The 21039-nt window shown below is 57.7% G+C and carries 19 protein-coding genes; 8 read left to right on the top strand and 11 right to left on the bottom strand.

What is annotated here, in order from left to right:
- Positions 1-126 precede the first annotated feature (126 nt).
- A complete protein-coding gene (gene upp / locus EUZ85_RS27800) occupies positions 127-762 on the top strand; it encodes a uracil phosphoribosyltransferase (RefSeq protein ID WP_127973385.1) in 636 nt (211 codons plus the stop codon).
- Between the two features lie 33 nt (positions 763-795).
- On the opposite strand, the gene gpt is transcribed toward upp, so the two are convergent.
- The 11 genes from gpt to xdhA form a co-directional block, all read right to left on the bottom strand.
- On the bottom strand, positions 796-1287 hold the full coding sequence (gene gpt / locus EUZ85_RS27795) for a xanthine phosphoribosyltransferase (protein WP_127973384.1): 492 nt from the start codon (positions 1285-1287) through the stop codon (positions 796-798).
- 131 nt (positions 1288-1418) lie between these two features.
- Positions 1419-2633, bottom strand: a complete 1215-nt coding sequence (locus EUZ85_RS27790) for a urate hydroxylase PuuD (RefSeq protein ID WP_127973383.1) — start codon at positions 2631-2633, stop codon at positions 1419-1421.
- A 142-nt stretch (positions 2634-2775) separates the two neighbouring features.
- On the bottom strand, positions 2776-4083 hold the full coding sequence (guaD, locus tag EUZ85_RS27785) for a guanine deaminase (RefSeq protein ID WP_127973382.1): 1308 nt from the start codon (positions 4081-4083) through the stop codon (positions 2776-2778).
- A gap of 40 nt (positions 4084-4123) precedes the next feature.
- Entirely contained in the window at positions 4124-4624 is a 501-nt protein-coding gene (locus tag EUZ85_RS27780) for an ureidoglycolate lyase (protein ID WP_127973381.1), read from the bottom strand.
- A 1-nt stretch (position 4625) separates the two neighbouring features.
- Entirely contained in the window at positions 4626-4991 is a 366-nt protein-coding gene (gene uraH, locus EUZ85_RS27775) for a hydroxyisourate hydrolase (protein WP_127973380.1), read from the bottom strand.
- Positions 4988-5497 (bottom strand): 2-oxo-4-hydroxy-4-carboxy-5-ureidoimidazoline decarboxylase, encoded by a 510-nt coding sequence (gene uraD, locus EUZ85_RS27770; RefSeq protein ID WP_127973379.1) that lies wholly within the window; start codon positions 5495-5497, stop codon positions 4988-4990. Before uraD ends, uraH begins: the two co-directional genes overlap by 4 nt.
- The gene (gene alc / locus EUZ85_RS27765; protein ID WP_127973378.1) at positions 5494-6498 is read right to left on the bottom strand and encodes an allantoicase; all 1005 of its coding nucleotides are present in this window, start codon (positions 6496-6498) and stop codon (positions 5494-5496) included. The genes uraD and alc overlap by 4 nt, the downstream gene beginning before the upstream one ends.
- 64 nt (positions 6499-6562) lie before the next feature.
- Complete coding sequence (allB, locus tag EUZ85_RS27760; protein WP_127973377.1) at positions 6563-7930, bottom strand: allantoinase AllB; 1368 nt, start codon at positions 7928-7930, stop codon at positions 6563-6565.
- Positions 7927-8829, bottom strand: coding sequence for a xanthine dehydrogenase accessory protein XdhC (gene xdhC, locus EUZ85_RS27755; protein WP_127973376.1), 903 nt, complete (start codon positions 8827-8829; stop codon positions 7927-7929). Before xdhC ends, allB begins: the two co-directional genes overlap by 4 nt.
- A 3-nt stretch (positions 8830-8832) precedes the next feature.
- On the bottom strand, positions 8833-11253 hold the full coding sequence (gene xdhB, locus EUZ85_RS27750; RefSeq protein ID WP_206617963.1) for a xanthine dehydrogenase molybdopterin binding subunit: 2421 nt from the start codon (positions 11251-11253) through the stop codon (positions 8833-8835).
- Positions 11246-12715 (bottom strand): xanthine dehydrogenase small subunit, encoded by a 1470-nt coding sequence (xdhA, locus tag EUZ85_RS27745; RefSeq protein ID WP_127973375.1) that lies wholly within the window; start codon positions 12713-12715, stop codon positions 11246-11248. Before xdhA ends, xdhB begins: the two co-directional genes overlap by 8 nt.
- A 495-nt stretch (positions 12716-13210) precedes the next feature.
- Between xdhA and EUZ85_RS27740 the strand changes: the two genes are divergently transcribed.
- The 7 genes from EUZ85_RS27740 to EUZ85_RS27710 all read left to right on the top strand — a co-directional run bounded on the left by EUZ85_RS27740 (position 13211) and on the right by EUZ85_RS27710 (position 21013).
- On the top strand, positions 13211-14791 hold the full coding sequence (locus EUZ85_RS27740; RefSeq protein WP_127973374.1) for an ABC transporter ATP-binding protein: 1581 nt from the start codon (positions 13211-13213) through the stop codon (positions 14789-14791).
- A gap of 50 nt (positions 14792-14841) precedes the next feature.
- Positions 14842-15978: an ABC transporter permease gene (locus tag EUZ85_RS27735; protein WP_127973373.1), complete on the top strand. Its 1137-nt coding sequence runs from the start codon at positions 14842-14844 to the stop codon at positions 15976-15978.
- 12 nt (positions 15979-15990) lie between these two features.
- Entirely contained in the window at positions 15991-16917 is a 927-nt protein-coding gene (locus tag EUZ85_RS27730) for an ABC transporter permease (RefSeq protein WP_127973372.1), read from the top strand.
- A gap of 101 nt (positions 16918-17018) precedes the next feature.
- Positions 17019-18116: a BMP family ABC transporter substrate-binding protein gene (locus EUZ85_RS27725; RefSeq protein ID WP_127973371.1), complete on the top strand. Its 1098-nt coding sequence runs from the start codon at positions 17019-17021 to the stop codon at positions 18114-18116.
- Between the two features lie 87 nt (positions 18117-18203).
- On the top strand, positions 18204-19565 hold the full coding sequence (locus tag EUZ85_RS27720) for an 8-oxoguanine deaminase (protein WP_127973370.1): 1362 nt from the start codon (positions 18204-18206) through the stop codon (positions 19563-19565).
- Positions 19566-19681: 116 nt separating this feature from the next.
- Positions 19682-20323 carry a TetR/AcrR family transcriptional regulator gene (locus tag EUZ85_RS27715; protein ID WP_011395061.1) on the top strand — a complete coding sequence of 214 codons (642 nt, stop codon included), beginning with the start codon at positions 19682-19684 and terminating at the stop codon, positions 20321-20323.
- Between the two features lie 147 nt (positions 20324-20470).
- Positions 20471-21013: a hypothetical protein gene (locus EUZ85_RS27710; protein ID WP_127973369.1), complete on the top strand. Its 543-nt coding sequence runs from the start codon at positions 20471-20473 to the stop codon at positions 21011-21013.
- Positions 21014-21039 lie beyond the last annotated feature (26 nt).

The raw sequence follows: 21039 nt of genomic DNA, 5'->3' as shown, positions 1-21039 counted from the left end.
ACGCAAGATTTCCGTCTGCAGGGATGTGTGAACGCGCAAAATACGCTAGGATTTTGCGCGTTTATATTCAGATTACCTGATGCCCGGAGAGCGCTCCTGCTTTTCGGGTCTTGCCGGAGATATCCTATGCCTACCCATGAAATCCGCCACCCCTTGGTCCGTCATAAAATCGGACTGATGCGGCGGGCTGAAATCAGCACCAAAAGCTTTCGCGAACTTGCTCAGGAAGTGGGAGCGCTGCTGACTTATGAAGCGAGTAAAGATTTCAATCTGGGCACGGAGGTGGTGCAAGGCTGGGCCGGGCCGGTGGAAGTGGAAAAGCTGAAAGGCAAGAAAGTGACGGTTGTGCCTATTCTGCGCGCAGGACTGGGTATGCTGGACGGAGTTTTATCTCTGATTCCCGCGGCTAAAGTCAGCGTAGTGGGCCAGGTTCGCAATGAAGAAACCCTGGAAGCGAAAACCTATCTGGAAAAGCTGGTGGGTGAGCTGGATCAGCGTCTGGCGTTGATCATCGACCCCATGTTGGCGACTGGCGGCTCCATGATTTCCACTATCGATCTGCTTAAGAAAGCAGGCTGCCCCGAAATCCGCGCATTAGTGCTGGTGGCGGCGCCGGAGGGCATTGCCGCTGTGGAGAAAGCCCATCCTGACGTGCACATCTACACCGCCGCCATTGATGAAAGGCTCAATGAGAAGGGGTATATCCTGCCTGGTCTGGGCGACGCCGGCGACCGCATTTTCGGCACCAAGCAGAAGAGCTGACGTTCGCGTTTTCTGCTTGGGAGAGGCCGGCTCTTAGAGCCGGTCCACCAGCGGAGTTGAGTAGTTCAGCTCCATGTCCCAGGGGAAGCGCATCCAGGTTTCCTGAGACACTTCTTTAATGCACAAGTCCACAAAAGGCCGTCCCAGCGGTTTTGCGTACAGCGTGGCGAAGAACGCGTTGGGTATCAGGTTGCGCACTACTTTGGCGGTTTTACCCGTATCCACCAGATCATCCACCAGCAGATAGCCTTCTCCATCGCCAATGACGGAAGCGTCAAAGCTCTTGATGACGTTGACGTCATCGGATTGCTTCTGCTCTTCATAACTGACGGCGCAAACGGTGTCGATGTAGCGAATGCCCAGTTCGCGGGCGATGATGCCGGCGGGGATCAAGCCTCCGCGGGTGATGGCGATAATGCCTTTCCAGCGGCCCATATCGATCAGCTTGCGGCATAACATCCGCGTGTCCCGATGAAGTTCTTCCCACGAAATAAAGATGGTTTGATGGTATCTACTGTCGCTCATAGTCTGCTTAGGTCACTTTCAGGCTGGCCTGCGACCCCGCCCGGGATCGCTGAGGCATATAAAGGGTTGCATATGCTAGCCGCGTTTTTTACCCAGGAACATTCTCCTTTGGATAAAAAACGCCGCCGGACTTATTCGGTTCCGCCGCCCTGTTTGATCCAGGCGCCCAATTGTTGGCGCTCTTCATCCGTCATTCCGGTCAGGTTGCCCAGAGGCATGTAGTTGGAATCCACCGCCACCTGCTGAATCTGTTGGAGGTGGCGCATAACGCCACTGGTGGTGTCCAGAAGTACGCCGGCAGGGGCCTCTGCAAATCCGGCCTGGGTTGGTTTGGCCGCATGACAGCTGGCGCAACGGTTGTGAATGATCGCCGCAGCCTGCATGAAGCCGACCTTATCCGCTGTGTCGGCGGCTTGCTCAGCGTCTGCGCTGTCTGCTTTCCCTGTGCTTTTGACGATCACCGCCAAACCGATGAACATCACCATGGCTATCACCAGAATAGCAGGTTGTTTTACGCCTCTGTGTTTGAGGTTGAAATAATGACGCGCAAAGGCGGTAATGACGACCAGCGCCGATAGAATGGCCCAGTTCCACTCGTGACCGTAGGTCATGGGATAGTGGTTGCTGATCATGATGAAGATCAGCGGCAGCGTCATGTAGTTGTTATGGGTGGAGCGCAGTTTGGCGTTTTCGCCCAGTCTGGGGTCTGGCGCTGCGCCAGCCTTGACGGCGTTCACCAGCGCTTTTTGGGACGGAATGATGATCATCAATACGTTCCCCGCCATCAGCGTACCCATCAGGGCGCCTACATGAATATAGGCGCCGCGGGCGCTGAAGACCTGGGTCAGGCCCCAGCTGGCCAGAATAGCGAGACCCAATAACAGACTGCCGAAGACGTAACCATTGCGAGAAAGGGGGGAGCGGCACAAGCCGTCGTACAGCGCCCAGCCCGCCACTAAAAGGCCGACGCCGATGCCGATAGCCTGCCATTGGCTAAGCTCCATCACGGACTTATCGATCAGGTAGGTCTCCGCCCCGAAGTAGTACATCAGGGACAACAGCATGAAACCGGTCAGCCAGGTAGTGTAAGCCTCCCATTTGAACCAGTGCAGCGTGGCCGGCATTTTTTCCGGCGCCAGCCGGTACTTGGCGACTTCATAAAAGCCGCCGCCATGAATGGCCCATAAATCGCCTTTGATTCCCTTTTCTTTTTTCCAGTCCGGCGGGTCCTGCAGGGAGTTGTCCAGCCAGACAAAGTAAAAGGAAGCGCCAATCCACGCCACGCCTGCGATAACGTGAAACCAGCGGATGAAAAGATTAATCCAGTCGATGTAATACGGGTCCATTCTGACCTCAAAGCAGAGTCTAATTGTTATTGGTCAACGAAGCCGCGTCCGCGGCTTCCAGTGTTTTTGTTCTTTATCCGACAGACAAATAGCGTCCGGCTATTCGTCTGTAAACGACAGAACCTGCACAGGTCAGGCCGTGTTATTGCTTCTTGTGCACGCAGCGTCCAGCGGCGTAAGTCGCACGTATGGCGCGATCGTCTCCCAGGATGCTGAAAGCGAAAAGTTGCTCGGCCAGACTGCGACAGTTTTCCATGCGCAGTTGCAGCAGCGGCGTGGCGCGTTTATCCAGCACCACGAAGTCCGCTTCTTTGCCGGCGGTGAAGCCGCCCAGGCAATGGTCCAGCTCCAGCGCTCTGGCGCCGCCCAGCGTAGCCAGATAGAAGCTCTTGAACGGCGTCAGCGCATGTCCGCGCAACTGCATGACTTTGTAAGCTTCGTTCAGAGTTTGCAGCAGGGAGAAGCTGGTGCCGCCGCCCACATCGGTACCCAAACCCACTTTGACTTTGTGTCGCTCGGCTTCTTCCAGCGCAAACAGGCCGCTGCCGAGGAACAGGTTGGACGTTGGGCAGAACGCCAGCGCGGAATCCGAGCTGTGCAGCCGTTTCCATTCGTCTTCGCATAAGTGAACGCCATGGGCCAGGACGGCGCGTTTGCCGAGCAGGCCGTAATGGTCATAAACATCCAGATAGTTGGCGCATTGCGGGAACAGTTCTTTCACCCAGTCGCACTCGGCGGGGTTCTCCGACAGATGCGTATGCATATAGGCGTCGGGATATTCCTCACGCAGACGGCCCGCCGCCGCCAGCTGCTCCGGCGTGCTGGTGGGGGCGAAACGCGGGGTCACGGCGTAGAGCAGCCGACCTTTGCCATGCCACTTCTCAAGCAGAGCCTTACTGTCCTGATAGCTGCTTTCCGCGGTATCGCAAAGATAATCGGGCGCATGGCGATCCATCATAACTTTGCCACAGATCATGCGCAGATTGCGTTCGAGAGCTTCCTCGAAAAACATGTCCACTGACTCGGGGTGCACAGTGCCGAACACCAACGCCGTGGTGGTGCCGTTTTTCAGCAGCTCATCCAGAAACACCCGCGCCACTCTGCGCGCATGTTGAGGGTCCTTAAAGTCGCGTTCGGTGGGAAAGGTGTAAGTATTCAGCCACTCCAGCAACTGCTTGCCGAAGGCGCCGATCATCTCGGTTTGCGGATAATGGATATGGGTGTCGATGAATCCCGGAACGATAAGGCTGTCGGGGTGCTCTTCGACCGCCGTTCCTTCTGGCAGCGTCGAAGCCACATCGCTATAGGCCCCTGCGGCGGTAATTTTGCCGTCTGCGACAGCAAGCAGGCCGTCTTCCCAGTACTGATAACTGGCTTCTTCGCCCACTTCAGCCGGATCGGCGATCATGTGGAAAAGCGGGCCGCGATGGGCGCTGATGGAGCTGGTCATGGTGTGTCAGGGTTCCTCATTTCGTATCAAAATCAACGGATTATAAATCAATTGTCCAAGGCGCGTCGGGCAGTTCGACTTCGTCGCAGTTATTACCCGGTCCTTTGCGGTCAATGACAAGAAAGTCACTGACGTCTTCCAGGGCCAGACAGAAGTGATGCCAGACGCCCTTGTGGTAGTTCACGCCTTGTCCCGGTTGCGCCAGAAAGGCTTTCACTTTGTCGGCGTCGAAGTCTCCGGGAGGCGCCACCACCACCAGATAAGGGCGGGGGCTTAGTGGGTAAAACGCCTGACTGCCCAGTGGGTGCCGCTCCATGATGCGGAGACTGATCGGTTGCGCTAAGGGCGTGGAACGAAACAGGCTGATAATGGGCGCGCCATCGGACTCCGCCGCATCTACCGTCGCCAGTTGGTGATAGCGCTCCGTCTGCCCGTAGTTAATGGTGAAATGCTCGCTGCCAGCGTCGGCGACGATAACGTCGCCATAGGGCGCGAAGGCTTCCCGGGTCAACGGCCGCGGATGCAGGCGACGCGCAGGCATGTTAGCTGCCCCGGTAAGTGGAGTAGCCATAGGGAGAGAGCAGCAAAGGAATATGGTAATGCTCGCCATCGCCGCTGATTTCAAAGACGACGTCCACATACGGGTAGAAACAGGTTTCAGCGCCGCGATAACCGGGTGTGTGCGTGAGCTTTTTGAAATATGCCGCGGTATCGAAGGCCATCAGATAACGGCCCGCGGGCAATACCACGTTTTCTTCCAACAGGTTAGGTAGACGGCCGTCGGCGTTGGTTTCGCCGCCGCCGATTTGTTCCCAGTCATCGTCGACAAAGGCGAAGAAGCGAATGGGAACGCCGGCGGCGGGCTTGCCCTGGGCGGTGTCCAAAACATGAGTGGTGATCTGGCTCATAGCAGTTTCTCCAGGCGGATGCGGGTGATTTTACGTTGCTCTTCCGCAGCGTTTTTAACTTCCTCGCTACGCGCGTTGGGGAGTCTCGCCTCCAGCAGCGACAGCATTTCCGCCGCACTTTTACCGGTGGCGCAGACAATGAAAATAAAGCCGAATTTCTCTTCGTAAGCCTGATTACCAGTGGCCAGGCGCTGTAGGGTGTCCTCGTCGGCGCTGTTGACGCCGGACTGTTCGCCGGCGGCCAGGGCCTTGGTGTGAGCGTACTTGGCGCGCAAAGAATTGACGTCGCCGATCTTGGGATGTCCTGAGAAGGCTTCCAGGTAGTCCTGTTCGGACAGTCCCGCCCAGATGCTGTCGGCCGTCTCGTAAACGGTCGCTACGTCGGCGAAAGGACGCGCCGCCGTCATGCCGCGCGCCCAGGCTTCGCTGGAGCAGCAGGTCAGGAAGGTCGCATGCGCCGTTTGCTCCGGCATGGCGTTGAGTTGATCCAGGGTGACTTGGCTCATTTGGGATACCCCAGCACGCGCAGACGGCTGACGCCGCCGTCAGGGTAAATATTCAGGCGCAGATGGGTGAACGCGGTGGCTTTGTCCAGGATTTCGTCCATGAACAGGTGCTCGCGGTGCGCATGCAGTTTGGTTTCAGCAATGACGACTTGCCAGTCCAGGGCTTTCAGGCTTTCTGCGTCCGTGCTGTTCGGGTCCGCCGCCACTGCGCCTTCCAGAGAAAAGCGGTCAGGGTAGTTGCCTTTGAAGTGGCAGGTGTCGACGATCACTTTCTGCAAGGCTCCCGGAGCGGCCAGACGCATGATCAGCCAGTCGTAGCCTGGGCCGCGACGTCGTTTGGTTTCCCAGCCGTCGCCCATATTGACGCCGCGTCCGGGCATCAGAAGATTTTGCATGTCGCTGAAGAACATATCACTGCACAACAGTGCGCGACCGCCATTGGCGATAGCGGCCAGATCCACCAGCTCGCCGGGCAGGGTGCGCGACCAGTCCACCTGGGGAGAGCCGTACACTCTCAGCCGCGCCACGCCGCCGTCAGGGTAGATATTCAAACGCACATGGGTCCAGTTTTCTGCGTTGTCCACTTTGATCAGGTTCTGGCTGTGAGCGCTGACATTGGTCTTTGGCAGAATCTCCGTCCACTGTGTGCCGGCGTCCGGCTCGCCCAGACAGTAGCAGGCGTCCAGCGACACTGACGCGGGCGCGTTGCCGCGGAAATGATTGGTATCAGCGTCGATAAAATCGATGCGGCCAGGCGCGCCCAAGCGCACTGTGCACCAGTCGTAACCGTCGTCGCGGCGACGCCGTGATTCCCAGCCATCCATCCATTTGCCGTTATCCGTGTATTTGTCGGCGATGAAAATGCCGCGTCCGGACTTGATCAGGTTGTCCTTGGAGGCGAAGAAATCGTCGCTGCAGGACAACACCTGGGTTCCCAGGCGTTCGGCCGCCAAGTTCAGGGCGCCAGGATAGGGCAGTTCAAAATCGATGGCGTGACTCATACAGAGAATTCCAAAATAAGTGTGGAGGTTAATCGTTGTTGTGTGTCGTTCATTGCGTCCGCGCTCAGCCTGCTTTGCTTTCTCTCAGCAGCGGCTGGCCTTTGGCGGCGCCGATAAACTGGTCGTCCTTGTAAATGCATTGTCCGCGCAGCCAGGTCTGGCGAATGGCGCCGGTGGCCTGCATGCCTTCATAAGGCGTAATTTTGTGGCGATGCTTGATCATGTCCTTGCTGATGGTGACCGCCTGATGGTCGTCAAACACCAGTACGTCCGCGTCATATCCTGGAGCCAGACGACCTTTGCGATGAGCCAAGCCGGCGAAGCGCGCGGTTTCCCAGCTCATCAGACGGGAAATAAAGGGCAGCGACAGTCCTCTTTGGTGGGCTTCATGCCATACCAGCGGCAGGCTGAACTGCAAGGCGGAGATGCCGCCCCAGGCCTTTTCAATGTCGCCGCTGTCGATCTCTTTCAGTTGCGGCGTACAGGGTGAGTGGTCGGACACCACGAAGTCGATCAGACGCTGCTCCAGGGCTTGCCATAAGTGCTCACGGTTATCGTTTTCACGAATGGGCGGGCAGCACTTGAACAGCGTTTTGCCGTCAGGGATAGCTTCGGCGAACAGGGTCAGATAGTGCGGGCAGGTCTCCACGGTAAAGGACAGGCCTTCTTCTTTGGCGGCGGCGATGGCGGCCAGGGCCTCTGCGGATGACAGGTGCACGATATGCACCTTGCAGTCCACGCCCTGGGCCTTGAAATCGCGGGCGGCGCCGATCATCAGATCAATGGCGTCGTTTTCCCAGGCTTTGGGGCGCGAGGCGAGAAAGCTTTGGTAGCTGGCGCCGATAGTGGGCGCTGGGCTGTGCTCTTTGTCCAGTTCGGCGTGGATCAGATAAGGAACGTTGTAACGCGCCAGTATCGGCATGGCGCGTTTGACGTCGCTCTCCGTCACTGGCGGAAATTCATCAATGCCGGAGTCGATCAGAAAAGACTTCACCCCCAGCACGCCTGCGTCCAGCAACGCCGGCAGGTCGTCGATATTCTGCGGGACAACGCCGCCCCAGAAGCCACAGTCGACCCAGAGTTTGTCGGACACGGCGTCCAGCTTGGTGCGAAAGGCGTCGGCGGTAGTGGTGACCGGTATACAGTTCAGCGGCATGTCCACCAGGGTAGTGATGCCGCCTGCGGCCGCCGCCTGGGTGGCGGTGTTGAAGCCTTCCCATTCGGTGCGGCCAGGCTCGTTGATATGGACATGGGTGTCCACCAGACCCGGCATCACCACGTCATTGCCGACATCCACCAGCTTGTAGTCGGCGTCTATCGACATATCATAAGGCTGCACTTCCACGATTTTGCCGCCGGCCATCAGCACCGTTGCAGGCTGCATGCCCTGATCGGTGATGACTCTGCGGCTGCGAATGGCGACGCCACTCATAAAGTCTCTCCTGAGGATGTTTGCGTTGACGTTGAAGCGTCCGTGTCGCTGGCGTCGCGCGGCTCTGCCTGATCGGCGGCCCAGCTTTTGATGTCTTTCCAGGCCACGCCCTGTTGCGTGGGGCTCTCGGAAGTGTGGTACAGGCCGATCAGTTCAGCGGCGATGGACACCGCCACTTCCATCGGCTGCTTGCCAGGGACGGCGGACAGGCCTACCGGACAGCTCACGCGCTCGACCTGACTGGAGTCCACGCCGCGATAGTCGAATCGCTGGCGGAAGCGCGCCCACTTGGTGGTGGAACCGATTAGGCCCAGATAGGCGAAGCGGTCCTGGCGCAGAATCTTTTCCGCCAGTTCGTAATCCAGCTGATGGTTATGGGTCAGGATCAGGTAATAAAAGTTGTCCGGCAGATCGTCGATCACATCGCAGGGATAGGCGTCTACGCGTTTTTGAGTATTGGCGGGAAGGGTTTCAGGAAACAGCTCTTCCCGGGAGTCGATCCAGGTTACTTGCACCGGCAGATCCGCCAGGATCGTCACCAGCGCTTTGGCGACATGGCCGGCGCCGAATAGTGCGATCTGCGTGGGGCAGGGCGCAAAGGCTTCGAACAGAACGGTGGCGCTGCCGCCGCAGCACTGGCCCAGGCTGGCGCCCAGAGGGAAGTTTTCCATGCGCTGACTGTAATCCTGCTTCGCCAACATCTCCCGCGCCATGGCGGTGGCCTTGAACTCCAGGTGACCGCCGCCGATGGTGTCGAAGGTGGCGTCGGCGGACACGACCATCTTGGTTCCACTGTCCCGGGGCGTAGAGCCGCGCGCGCCGATTAGCGTGATCAGCACAAAGGGCTGCCCGGAGCGGCTGAGCCGCTGGGTGACTTCGAACCATTGCTCCCTGTACATGGCTTATTCTCCCTTGGCGGCGCTCAATGTCGCCTCAACCGCCGCCAATACCCGTTCTGGCGTCGCCGGCGTATGCAGCGGCGCGTCAATGCGGTAATCGCTCAGGCTGGAAATCGCGTCTTTGAGGGCGCACCAGACTGACATCGCCAGCATGAACGGCGGCTCGCCCACCGCTTTGGAATGATAAATAGTTTCCTCTCGGTTGGGTTCGTCCGGCAATAGCTCAACGTTCAGGACTTCCGGCAGATCTCCCAGGGTGGGAATCTTGTAGTTCGCCGGGCTGTTGCTGAGCAGACGGCCATTGGCGTCCCAGCACACCTCTTCGGTGGTGAGCCAGCCCATGCCCTGAATAAAGCCGCCTTCAATCTGGCCGATGTCGATCGCCGGGTTCAGCGATTTGCCCACGTCATGCAGAATGTCCGCCCGCAGCACTTTGTACTCGCCGGTCAAGGTGTCGACCACCACTTCCGCCGCGGCGACGCCATTGGCGAAGTAAAAGAAGGGGCGGCCGGACGCGGTGTCGCGATCATAATGGATCTTCGGCGTTTTATAGAAGCCGGTGGCGGACAGAGACACACGGCCCATGTAAGCCTGCTGAATGAATTCAGCGAACGGAAATGTCCGCTCGCCCACATGGACGTGATTATCCGCGAAGTGAATCTGCTCCGGCGTGGCCTGATACTGCTCGCAGGCGAATTCGATCAGGCGGCCTTTGAGTTTTTGCGCGGCGTTCTGCGCCGCCTTGCCGTTCAGGTCTGTGCCTGAGGACGCTGCGGTCGGCGAGGTGTTGGGAACTTTATCCGTACGCGCGGCGGAAACAATGATGTGCTCCATATCGACCTGGAATTCCTGCGCCACGATCTGCGCCACCTTGGTGTACAGGCCCTGGCCCATTTCAGTGCCGCCATGGTTCAGGTGAATACTGCCGTCGGTATAGATATGAATCAGCGCGCCAGCCTGGTTAAGGTGCTGCACGGTGAAGGAGATGCCGAATTTCACCGGCGTCAGCGCCAGACCCTTTTTCAGGATCGGGCTGGATTTGTTAAAAGCGCGAATGGCATTTTTGCGAGCATGATAGTCCGCATCCGCCATCAACTTGCGAGTCATCAGCGGAATGAGGTTCTGCTCTACTTTCTGATGGTAGGGCGTGACGTCATAACCGCCCTGCTTGAAGTCATAGCGCTCATGATCTTCCCGGTAATAGTTCAACAGGCGTACTTCCGCTGGATCTTTACCGACGCGACGGGCGATCGCCTCGATCATGGCTTCCGCCGCCATCATGCCCTGCGGTCCGCCGAAGCCGCGAAACGCGGTGTTGGACACTGTGTGAGTCTTGCAGCGGTTGCCGATAATGTTGGCGTTAGCCAGGTAGTAAGCGTTATCCGCATGGAACATGGCGCGGTCGACGATAGCGTCGGACAGGTCCGGTGAGTACCCGCACAGGCCATTCACGGTAATATCGGCGGCGAGTATGCGGCCTTCGTCGTCAAAGCCCACATCGAAATGGTTATGGAAGTGATGGCGTTTGCCGGTCATCTCCATGTCGTCGCTACGGCTGAGGCGGAACTTGACCGGACGGCCGCTTTTACGCGCCAGCACCGCAGCGAGGCAGGCCCAGGGCGCGGCCTGCGTCTCTTTGCCGCCGAAACCGCCGCCCATACGCCGTACGTCGACGGTAATGCGATTGAAGGGGACGTCGAGCACTTCCGCCACCAGTTTCTGTACTTCCGAAGGGTGCTGGCTGGAGGAGAAAATCTGCATGCCGCCGTCTTCATCTGGAATCGCCAGGGAAATCTGACCTTCCAGATAAAAGTGTTCCTGTCCGCCAACCTCAATATCGCCGCTTAACCAGTTAGGCGCGCTGGCGAGCGCCGCTTCCGGTTCGCCCAGACGCATTTGATGAGGCGGACGCACAAACAGTTGTTGTTGCAGGGCGTCTTCAATAGTGAGGGTCGCTGGCAAGACTTCATAGTCAACTTCCGCCAGTTTAACGGCGCGGCGGGCGGCATTATGGCTTTCCGCGGCGACGGCGAACAGAGGCTGACCGACAAACTCCACCTTATCCTTGGCCAGCAGCATATCGCCAGGGAACACCGGACCGATATCCAGATGTCCGGGTATGTCGTCGGCGGTAATCACGCACAGGACGCCGGGCGCCGTGCGTACTTTGTCCAGATTCATGGAAAGGATGCGGGCGTGGGCGTGAGGGCTTTTGCCCACACAGCCATAGAGTTGACCCGCGTGAGAGAAGCGGTCGTCGATGTATTGGGCTTCGCCGGCTACGTGTTTATGCGCGCTGTCGTGCTTGGCGTTGCGCCCCGCTTTGGGAGTACCTTGGGTTTGTTCCAGATGCGTATCGGCAGTCGGTGCGCCGTCCAACTTCACCTCAAGTGGTTTGCCGAGCTTGTTCAACAGATCACGCATAGTGAAATACCCTCGTCGCCACCGCCCCATTGGCGCTTTCAATATACAACCGCTGCAACAGATTCGCAGCCACTTTACGCCGGTAATCAGCGCTGGCGCGGACATCGCTCAAAGGCGAAAACTCCTGTGTTATGGCCGCCTGAGCGGCGCTGATAGTGTCCGACGTCCAGGGTTGGCCAAGCATGGCCTGCTCGGTGAGCGTGGCCCGCTTGGGTATCGCCGCCATGCCGCCGACGCCAAGTCGGATGTTAGCCACTGAGCCGTTTTCGATTTGGATATAACACGCCAGGCACACGGCGGAAATATCATCCTCCAGACGTTTACTGACTTTATATAAATGCAGGCTGGCGTTTGCTTGAGCGCGGGGAATGCGGATAGATGCAATGAATTCGCCAGGCTGCAACGCCGTTTTCTTGTAGTCCAGGAAAAACTGATCAATAGGAAGCCGACGACTCTGGTCGCCTTTGCGCAGCGTCAATTCCGCATTTAACGCCAGCAGTACGGGCGGCATGTCGCCGATAGGGGAGGCGTTTCCGATGTTGCCGCCCAGGGTGCCCTGATTGCGCACCTGCATTGAGCCCAGGCGTTCCAGAAACGGCTCCATATCGGGATATTCCTGTGACAGCGCGGACATGGCGCGTTCATAGGTGACGGCCGCGCCGATTTCCAGCGTGTCTTCAGTCACTGTCAACGCGTTCATTTCGTCGACCGCGCCGACATAGATAATGTTGTCGAGTTGCTTCAATTGCTGAGTGACTTCCAGCGCCAGATCGGTGCCTCCCGCCAGCAGGCGGGCGCTTGGGGCCGCGTCGTAAAACTGGGCGAGCTGATCCAGATTCGTCGGCAGGTGAAAGTGCTTGGCGACGCCTTGGTCGTCACGAGTCACGGAACCAGGCCCCTGAGCTTTGATAGCGGCCAGTCTGGCGCAGATGGCGGCCTCATCTTCTTTGATTTGCGCCAGTTGCTCAGCAGAGGTGGCTTGCCGCGCGGCGTCCAGAATAGGCCGATAGCCGGTGCAGCGGCACAGATTGCCGGCCAGATAGGCCTCTCCTTCCTGACGTGAGCAGGCGCGCGTGTCCGCCTTCTGCTGTTTATGCTGATACAGGGCGTACAGGGACATGACGAAGCCCGGTGTGCAGAAACCGCATTGAGAACCGTGCTGATCCACCATCGCCTGCTGTACGGGATGCAGGTTTCCGCGCCGGTTAAGATATTCAACGGTGATGAGCTGTTTGCCGTGCAGTGCGCCCAGGAAGGTAATACAAGTATTGATGGAGCGGTAGGTTAATACGCCGTTCTCTTCTGTGGCGAGCACTGCAGTGCAGGCGCCGCAATCGCCGGATGCGCAGCCCTCCTTGGTTCCGGTTAGCCCCTTATTGGTGCGCAAGAACTCTAAAATGGTCAAATCCGGGTCAAAATTGTCGAGCTCTAAGGCGTCGTCGTTGAGTAAAAATCGAATCACCGTGGCGTACCTTGATCTTTTTATATACAGCTTACTAAAATTTTTTTGTTATAACGTCCACATGACGCCGCTTAATATTACACGCAGGCAGTCGCTGGTTTTTCACGCCTGTCCTTATAGCTTACGCCCTTTAAAAAACTTGTCTACATGGTCAGGTTATTATTTACATACAAATTCGGTCAACCTATAGTTCAAGTCAGATCTGATCGAACATTAGGCGATTAATGGCGATAATGTAAGGTTAGCAAATGTTTTGCCAAAGTTGATCAATTGGTCAAATAAGAAAAAACTGACCAATTGGCCAAAAATTTGCATTCGGAATGAACGCAAACCGGCATAAGGCGGTCTGAGCCCACTGAAATAGCGGGCTCGGGCGGTTGAAATTGCCGGGGTTTATGTTGATGATGCGGCCCCTGTTTGACCTGGGCCGGCGTCAGACCCCGGAGCCGGACAGAATAAAAACAGCAGAAATATTCCAAAGAGGCTTGGCAGCGCATGACAATCGATATTGATCTTCCTCCGCCGAGTAAGGACTACCGGCTGCAGCTACAGGGAATCACCAAGCAGTATCCTGGCTGCCTGGCCAATGATCGCGCTCATCTAAACATCCGTCCTGGCGAAGTGCACGCACTTCTTGGCGAAAACGGGGCGGGCAAAAGCACCTTAATGAAAATTATCTACGGGGTTACCCGGCCTGACGCCGGCGTCATTTATTGGGAAGGCGAGCCGGTGGAGATCGCCGATCCGGCGGCGGCGCGCAGATTGGGCATCGGCATGGTGTTCCAGCACTTCTCTCTGTTTGAAACGCTTACCGTCGCCGAGAACATTTCTCTCAGCCTGCCCAAAGAACAGGTGCGCGACCGCGCTGCTTTGTCCCGCCGCATTAGCGAGGTCTCCGACAAATACGGCATGGCGTTGAACCCGGACCGGCTGGTGCATACCTTATCTATCGGCGAACGTCAGCGGGTGGAAATCGTGCGCTGCCTGCTACAGGATATCAAGCTGCTGATCCTGGATGAGCCGACCTCAGTATTAACGCCTCAAGAAGTCGACCAGCTATTCGCCACTCTGCGCCAACTGTCCCGGGAAGGCTGCAGCATTCTATTTATAAGCCATAAGCTGAATGAAGTGCGCTCCCTGTGCGACAGCGCCACCATTTTGCGGGCGGGCAGAGTCAGCGGTCATTGCGTTCCGGCGGAGGAAACCAATCACAGCATCGCTCGTCTGATGGTGGGGGATGATACGCCGGTGCATGCGGAGCATGAGAAGACGACCGGCGGCGAAGACTATTTAATTGTAGAGAACCTGTCGGTGAAGACGGATGACCCTTTTGGCGTCAATCTGGAGTCCCTTAGCTTCACCGTGAAAGCCGGTGAAATTCTCGGTGTGGCGGGTGTGGCCGGCAATGGGCAGGAAGAATTGCTGGCGGCGCTGAGCGGGGAAACGGTGGTGGTGGACTCCCCCGCAGCGATTCGTCTGCTGACGCAGCCGGTGGCGGCGATGACGTCCGGGCAGCGCCGCAAACTGGGAGTGGGCTTTGTGCCGGAAGAGCGACTGGGCCGCGGCGCCGTGCCGGATATGAGCCTGAAAGAGAATGGACTGTTGACCGGTTATTTTCAGGGGTTGACCAAAGCGGGCCTGATCAGCATGCCGGCGGTGCGCAAATTCGCTGAAACCGTGCGTGCCCGCTTCAACGTCAAAGCGCCCAACACGGAAACGCATGCTAAATGCCTCTCCGGGGGCAACCTGCAAAAGTTCATCATTGGCCGCGAAATCCTGCAGAATCCTAAGCTTCTGATCGCCGCGCATCCGACATGGGGCGTGGATGTGGGCGCTGCGCTGGCGATTCACAAAGCGTTGATCGAACTCCGCGATCGTGGCGCTGCTATTCTGGTGGTGTCAGAAGATCTGGACGAGTTGTTCGCCATCAGCGACCGCATATGCGCTCTTTACGTGGGTAAGATCTCGCCGATTAAAGAGACCAGGGGAACAACCATCGCAGAAGTCGGGGGTTGGATGGGGGGCGACTTTCTGGAGTCGTCCCAGCCCGCGCCGCAACACGCGGTGGGGGCCTGAGGGATGAGAGAGCATAACGAAGCAGACGTGTTAGCGAAGGGGGCCGGGCAATGATTTTTAAACTGGAGCGTCGCGTAGACGACTCCCGCTGGATGGCGTATCTCTCTCCCATATTGGCGGGAACCTTGACGCTGATTACCGGCTCCATCTTGTTTTGGGCGTTGGGTAAAGACCCGCTGCAAACTTTATATACCTTCTTTATAGCGCCGGTATCGGACTTGTACGGCTGGACCGAGCTGGGAGTGAAAGCCGCGCCGATCATGCTGTGCGCCCTGGGGTTGGCGGTGTGTTATCGGGGTAAAGTCTGGAATATCGGGGCGGAAGGACAGCTCTTATTGGGCGCGTTGGCCGGCGGCGCCTTAGCGCTGCAGTTTCTGGAAAGCGATTCCGCACTCGCTCTGCCGCTGGTGTTGGTGGCGGGTGCGCTGGCGGGCATGGCGTGGGCGGCGATTCCCGCACTGTTGAAAACCCATTTCAACACCAATGAGATACTTACCACCATCATGCTGAACTATATCGCCCTGAATTTGCTTCTGTTCAGCGTGCATGGGCCTCTCAAAGACCCGGGCGGTTTCAATTTTCCCGAGTCCGCTCTATTCACTGAAGCCGTGACTTTGCCTTTGTTGCTGGAAGACAGCCGCATGCATATCGGTATTCTGTTCGCATTGTTCGCTCTGGTGGCGGTGTGGGTGCTGCTGAGCAAGACCTTCGTTGGATTTCAGATCAAAGTGCTGGGACTGGACACTCGCGCCGCTCACTTCGCCGGCTTTAAAGAACGCCGTCTGGTGTGGCTGGCGCTGCTGCTGAGCGGCGCTTTGGCCGGGCTGGCGGGCGTATGCGAAGTGACGGGGCCGATCGGGCAGCTGGTGCCTCAGGTATCGCCGGGCTACGGCTACGCAGCGATTATCGTCGCCTTTCTGGGGCGTTTGCATCCAGTAGGCATTCTTCTGGCGAGCATGTTGATGGCGCTGATCTATATCGGCGGCGAGCTGGTGCAGATTGAGTTGAACCTGCCGCTGGCGCTGACGGGCCTGTTCCAGGGCATGTTGCTGTTTTTCCTGCTGGCCTGCGATGTGCTGATCGCTTATCGCATACGCCTGAATCCGCGTTTCAACGCCATGCGCAAGCCGTCGTCCGCGGCTCTGGTGAACGGCGCTGACGCAAACCTCTCCACGCATTCACAATAACGGGGCGTCGTCATGGATTATGATCTGATAGTCAACATTCTGTACGCCACCGTGCGCACGGGCACGCCGTTGATCCTTGTCGCGCTGGGCGAGATGGTGTGTGAAAAGTCCGGTGTGCTCAATCTGGGCCAGGAAGGCATGATGCTGATGGGAGCGGTGATTGGCTTCATTGCCGCCCTGGAGACCGGCAATCTGTGGCTGGGCGTCACCTTCGCCATGGCGGCGGGACTGATGATGTCTCTGTTATTCGGCTTTATCGCGCTTAACTTAAGCGCCAACCAGGTCGCCACGGGGTTGGCTTTGACTATTTTCGGAACCGGTCTCAGCGCGTTTGTCGGCAGCGACTATGTCGGCACGCCGCTGGTTGGCATCGAGCCCTGGCATATTCCTTTACTCTCCGACATTCCTTTCGTTGGTCGCATTCTGTTCAGTCATGATCCGCTGGTCTATCTTTCATTCGGGCTTTTTGTCGGCGTTTACCTGTTTTTGAATCGCTCGCATGCCGGATTAGCGCTGAAAGCAGTGGGCGAGTCGCCGCAATCCGCCAAGGCTACGGGCCTGCCGGTGTTCAAGATTCGCTATCTGGCGGTGATGTTCGGCGGGGCCATGGCGGGACTCGCGGGCGCCTACTTATCGCTGGCCTATACCCCGTTGTGGGCGGAGAACATGACCGCCGGACGCGGCTGGATTGCTCTGGCGCTGGTGGTGTTCGCCAGTTGGAAAGCCGAGAGGGTATTGCTGGGGGCATACTTGTTTGGCGCTTTCAGCATCATGCATCTGGTCGCGCAGGGGCTGGGCTTTTCGGTGTCGCCGAATTTGCTGGCGATCATGCCGTACCTTGCGACCATCGTGGTATTGGTGCTGCTGTCCTCGGATAAAGCCAGGGTAAAACTCTACGCCCCGGTATCGCTGGGCAAACCGTTTCACCCGGCGGACTAACGGTCGATGGATTACGCGCCAGGCCCGGAAGGCCTGGGTCAGGCGATGCGCAAGGAGCTGCGGATAACTCAAAAACTATCCTGCTGAAGGGGTTACATTGTATGAAGCAAGAAATGAAATCGTTGGCGCAGCGCTTCGCCAAAGCCGCAGGCGTCGCACTGGCGCTGTTTATGTCGGCGCAGTCCGTGACGGCGGCGGAACCGGTGAAAGTCGGTTTCGTCTATGTCGGACCTACGGGCGACGCGGGCTGGACATACTCTCACGACAAGGCGCGCAAATACGTTGAAGAGCAGCTCGGCGACAAAGTGAAAACCACCTATGTCGAGAGCGTCGCGGAAGGCGCGGATGCGGAGCGCGTGATCCGTCAGTTGGCCAAGTCCGGCAACGATCTGATTTTCACCACCTCCTTCGGCTACATGAATCCAACCCTGAAAGTGGCCAAACAGTTTCCCAAAGTTAAATTCGAGCACGCCAGCGGTTACAAGCGCGCCAAGAATGTGGGCACTTACTTCGACCGTATTTATGAAGGCCGTTACCTGACCGGCGTTATCGCTGGCAAGATGACTAAGTCCAATGTTATTGGGTATGTCGGCTCTTTCCCGATTCCCGAGGTGGTGCGCGGCATCGACGCCTTCACGCAAGGTCTGCGCAGCGTCAATCCGAAAGCGGTAGTGAAAGTGGTTTGGGTCAGTTCCTGGTACGATCCGGCGAAAGAGCGGGAAGCGGCGGAAACATTGATTCTGCAAGGCGCGGATATCATTAACCAGCACACGGACTCCCCTGGACCTATACAGGCGGCGCAAGCCAAAGGCGTGTATGCGTTCGGCTATCACTCCGATATGTCTCTGTACGGCAAAGACGCGCATCTGACAGCGGCGACCCATAACTGGGGACCGGTCTATCTGGAGAAAGTGAAATCAGTGATGGACGGCTCCTGGACGTCAACCGACTTCTGGGGCGGCCTGGCGAGCGGGGCGACGGCGCTGGCGCCTTTAAACCCTGCGATTCCGGAAGATGTCGTCAAACTGGTGGAAGAGCGCAAGCAGGCGATCATCGACGGTAAACTGCACCCCTTCCAGGGACCGGTCAAAGATCAAAGCGGCGCAGTCAAAGTGCCTGCCGGCGAAGTGATGAGCGATGAGGATCTGCTCTCCCTGAACTGGTATGTGGAAGGCGTGGAAGGAGAGCTTCCCAAGTAGGCGCCCGTCCTGCTTTAAATTATGATGGCCCCGGCGCCGGTATTTCCGGCGTCTGGTAATCAGGGCGATCAAAATACGGGTGATCAGATGACGACTCTCTGGATAAAGAATCCACTGGCGATATACGGTCAGGAAGCGAACTGCGATGCAGGCGGCGGCGTGGTGACGCGCGGCTCGCAAATCGTTGAGCTGGTGGCCGCCGGCGGCGCGCCTTCTACTCCTTATGACGAAACCTTCGACGCCTCGCAGCATGTATTGCTGCCGGGGTTGATCAACACCCATCATCATTTCTATCAAACACTGACGCGGGCGTTGCCCGACGCCCTGAACAAGCCCTTGTTCCCCTGGCTGCAGAGCCTGTACAAAGTGTGGGCGCATCTGGATGCGGACATGGTGCGTCTGGCCACGGAGATGGCGTCAGCGGAACTCTTATTATCAGGCTGCACCACGGCGGCGGATCATCATTATCTGTTTCCCATGCAAATCGACAACGCCATCGATATTCAGGCGGAAGCGGTTCGCAGGATGGGCATTCGTGCGGTATTGACGCGGGGCTCCATGAGTCTTGGCGAAAAAGACGGCGGCTTGCCGCCCCAGTCAGTGGTGCAGGACGAGCAGTCGATCCTGGATGACAGCCTGCGTCTTATCCGCGCCTATCATGACGCCAATGACGGCTCCATGCTGCAGATCGCCCTGGCGCCTTGCTCGCCATTTTCCGTAACGCGCGAACTCATGCAGGAAACCAATCATCTGGCGTCTCGGGAAGGTGTTTTGCTGCACACCCATCTGGCGGAAACCGAGGATGAAAACGATTTTTGCATACGGGTATACGGGGTGCGGCCGGTAGAGTATCTGGCGGAAGTGGGCTGGATGCACGAAGGCGTCTGGCTGGCTCATGGCATTCACTTCACCGACGAAGAAATGGACGAACTCGGGCGGCGCGGCGTGGGCGTGGCGCATTGCCCCAGCTCCAATATGCTGCTTGGCTCCGGCGTATGTCAGACGCTGGACTTGCAACAACGAGGGGCGCCAGTGGGGCTGGCGGTGGACGGCTCCGCCTCCAATGATTGCTCCAACATGATTCAGGAAGTGCGTCAGGCGCTGCTGATACAGCGTTTGCGCTATGCGCCAGGCCAGATTACTCATCAATGGGCGCTGGACCTGGCCACCAAGGGCTCGGCGAAGCTGCTCAAACGTCCTGAGCTGGGCGTGCTGGGCGTTGGAAAGCAGGCGGATCTGGCGTTGTTCAAGCTGGATGAGAATCGCTTCTCCGGTTCCGGCGATCCGCTGGCGGCGCTGGTGCTGTGCGGCGCCCATCAGGCGGACGCCGTCATGGTTGCAGGGCGCTGGCGCGTCAAAAACAGTGAACTTATGGATGTGGATATGGCTCGATTGCGCGCGGAACATACCGCTGCGGCGCTGCGTTTGCGCCAAGCCGCTTGCAGTTGACGCCATAACATGAACAATACGTTAATTCAGTGAGTTAACCGTGGGCGTCGTCGCCGTTGTCGCGGCGGCCCGCGAACTGTTCACCCATTAAGCAGCAGGGGATGGTTAGGGCGACTATGGTATTGAAAACAAACCGTGTGGAGAATCCGGGCCGTATCAGGCAAAAGAATGAAATGCTTATCCTGCGGGCGGCGGAAATTGAATTCGCCCGCCACGGTTTCAAGGGCGCGACAGTTCAGCAGATTGCAGACACGGCGGGGCTGCCCAAGGCCAATGTTCATTATTACTTCAAGAGCAAGCACGACCTTTATCTGGCGGTGTTGAGCGACATTGTCGAACTCTGGAACTCCGCTTTTGACGCCATCCGCCCGGAAGACAGTCCGGCGGACGCCCTGGGACGTTATATCCGCTCCAAGGTGATGCTGGCGAAAACCCATCCACTGGCCTCCAAAATCTTCGCGACGGAGATCATCAGCGGGGCGCCCACGCTGGGCAAATACCTGAAATCCAATAACCGGCAGTGGGTCAGGGAAAAATCAGCGGTGATTCAGTCCTGGATCGACCAGGGCAAAATTGACCCCATTTCCCCGGAGCACCTGATTTTTCTGATCTGGAGCGCCACCCAGCATTACGCGGACTTCAGCACCCAGATTGAAGCGGTGCTGGGACGTAAAAAGCTGACCTCCAAGGATTTCGACTTCGCGGCGGACAATCTCATTCGCATCATCCTGAAAGGCTGCGGCGTCAAAACTCCCTGACATAACCTTTATGCGATAATTTGTTCGCTTTCAGGGAACTTCCTTCTTTTACCGGAGTCTAACCACGGCAGACGTGGTTAAGGCTTCGGGCCTCGCGTCCGAGCCGGTTTCCTCAGTTGATCATCGTAATCCCCGGGGAGAACCTGTATGAAGATACTGCTGTCCTTAATGCTGGCGCTGTTTCCCGCGCTGGCTTCTGCACAATTGGGCCCTCAGTCGGACTGGGGCGATATCTATCGGAACCGTTTCTATTCGCCGGATATGCCGGTAGTGATCTTTCACGCTAAATCTTCGAATGGCGTGGGTTCAAAGTTAATATTCGCCAAAGTGAACCAAGTCAGCCGTTTTGTCGGGGCGGATGGCGTGGAGTACCTGTATGGCGGGACCGCTGAAATCTGCAATAACTATGCAGTGACTGGCAGCCTGAGCGACAGCGACCGGGTTTGTCTGACGACGGAGACAGTAGAGCTGGTGCGGCCGCGCGCCTATCAGTTTGAGTTTTGCATTTTTCGCAGCGATGGCGTTTGCGCTGGCTATGCGACATCCGACAAGCAATACCCACTGACCTATGATGTAGCCGTCTACCGGAGGCTGAGTGAAAGCGACGCCTTTCACAGCGCTGCGCCGCCGGCATTCACCAAGCGCGTACAGGTGCTGGAGTGCGCGGATTGCGCCGGTCGACTACGCTAAGGCTCGATTCCAGAGCGATGTGCGGC

It is taken from the genome of Hahella sp. KA22 (assembly GCF_004135205.1).
Taxonomy (GTDB): domain Bacteria; phylum Pseudomonadota; class Gammaproteobacteria; order Pseudomonadales; family Oleiphilaceae; genus Hahella.
The sequence above is the reverse complement of the archived record's forward strand: the minus strand, read 5'-3'. Positions and strand labels throughout refer to the sequence as shown.

Bases quoted from the DNA above. Each gene is read 5' to 3' on its own strand.
- allB (WP_127973377.1), bottom strand. From the start codon at position 7,930: ATGAGTGGCGTCGCCATTCGCAGCCGCAGAGTCATCACCGATCAGGGC.
- xdhB (WP_206617963.1), bottom strand. From the start codon at position 11,253: ATGCGTGATCTGTTGAACAAGCTCGGCAAACCACTTGAGGTGAAGTTG.
- EUZ85_RS27740 (WP_127973374.1), top strand. From the start codon at position 13,211: ATGACAATCGATATTGATCTTCCTCCGCCGAGTAAGGACTACCGGCTG.
- EUZ85_RS27715 (WP_011395061.1), top strand. From the start codon at position 19,682: ATGGTATTGAAAACAAACCGTGTGGAGAATCCGGGCCGTATCAGGCAA.
- alc (WP_127973378.1), bottom strand. From the start codon at position 6,498: ATGAGTCACGCCATCGATTTTGAACTGCCCTATCCTGGCGCCCTGAAC.
- uraD (WP_127973379.1), bottom strand. From the start codon at position 5,497: ATGAGCCAAGTCACCCTGGATCAACTCAACGCCATGCCGGAGCAAACG.
- upp (WP_127973385.1), top strand. From the start codon at position 127: ATGCCTACCCATGAAATCCGCCACCCCTTGGTCCGTCATAAAATCGGA.
- EUZ85_RS27790 (WP_127973383.1), bottom strand. From the start codon at position 2,633: ATGGACCCGTATTACATCGACTGGATTAATCTTTTCATCCGCTGGTTT.
- EUZ85_RS27730 (WP_127973372.1), top strand. From the start codon at position 15,991: ATGGATTATGATCTGATAGTCAACATTCTGTACGCCACCGTGCGCACG.
- EUZ85_RS27725 (WP_127973371.1), top strand. From the start codon at position 17,019: ATGAAGCAAGAAATGAAATCGTTGGCGCAGCGCTTCGCCAAAGCCGCA.
- guaD (WP_127973382.1), bottom strand. From the start codon at position 4,083: ATGACCAGCTCCATCAGCGCCCATCGCGGCCCGCTTTTCCACATGATC.
- gpt (WP_127973384.1), bottom strand. From the start codon at position 1,287: ATGAGCGACAGTAGATACCATCAAACCATCTTTATTTCGTGGGAAGAA.
- EUZ85_RS27780 (WP_127973381.1), bottom strand. From the start codon at position 4,624: ATGCCTGCGCGTCGCCTGCATCCGCGGCCGTTGACCCGGGAAGCCTTC.
- uraH (WP_127973380.1), bottom strand. From the start codon at position 4,991: ATGAGCCAGATCACCACTCATGTTTTGGACACCGCCCAGGGCAAGCCC.
- EUZ85_RS27735 (WP_127973373.1), top strand. From the start codon at position 14,842: ATGATTTTTAAACTGGAGCGTCGCGTAGACGACTCCCGCTGGATGGCG.
- xdhC (WP_127973376.1), bottom strand. From the start codon at position 8,829: ATGTACAGGGAGCAATGGTTCGAAGTCACCCAGCGGCTCAGCCGCTCC.
- EUZ85_RS27710 (WP_127973369.1), top strand. From the start codon at position 20,471: ATGAAGATACTGCTGTCCTTAATGCTGGCGCTGTTTCCCGCGCTGGCT.
- EUZ85_RS27720 (WP_127973370.1), top strand. From the start codon at position 18,204: ATGACGACTCTCTGGATAAAGAATCCACTGGCGATATACGGTCAGGAA.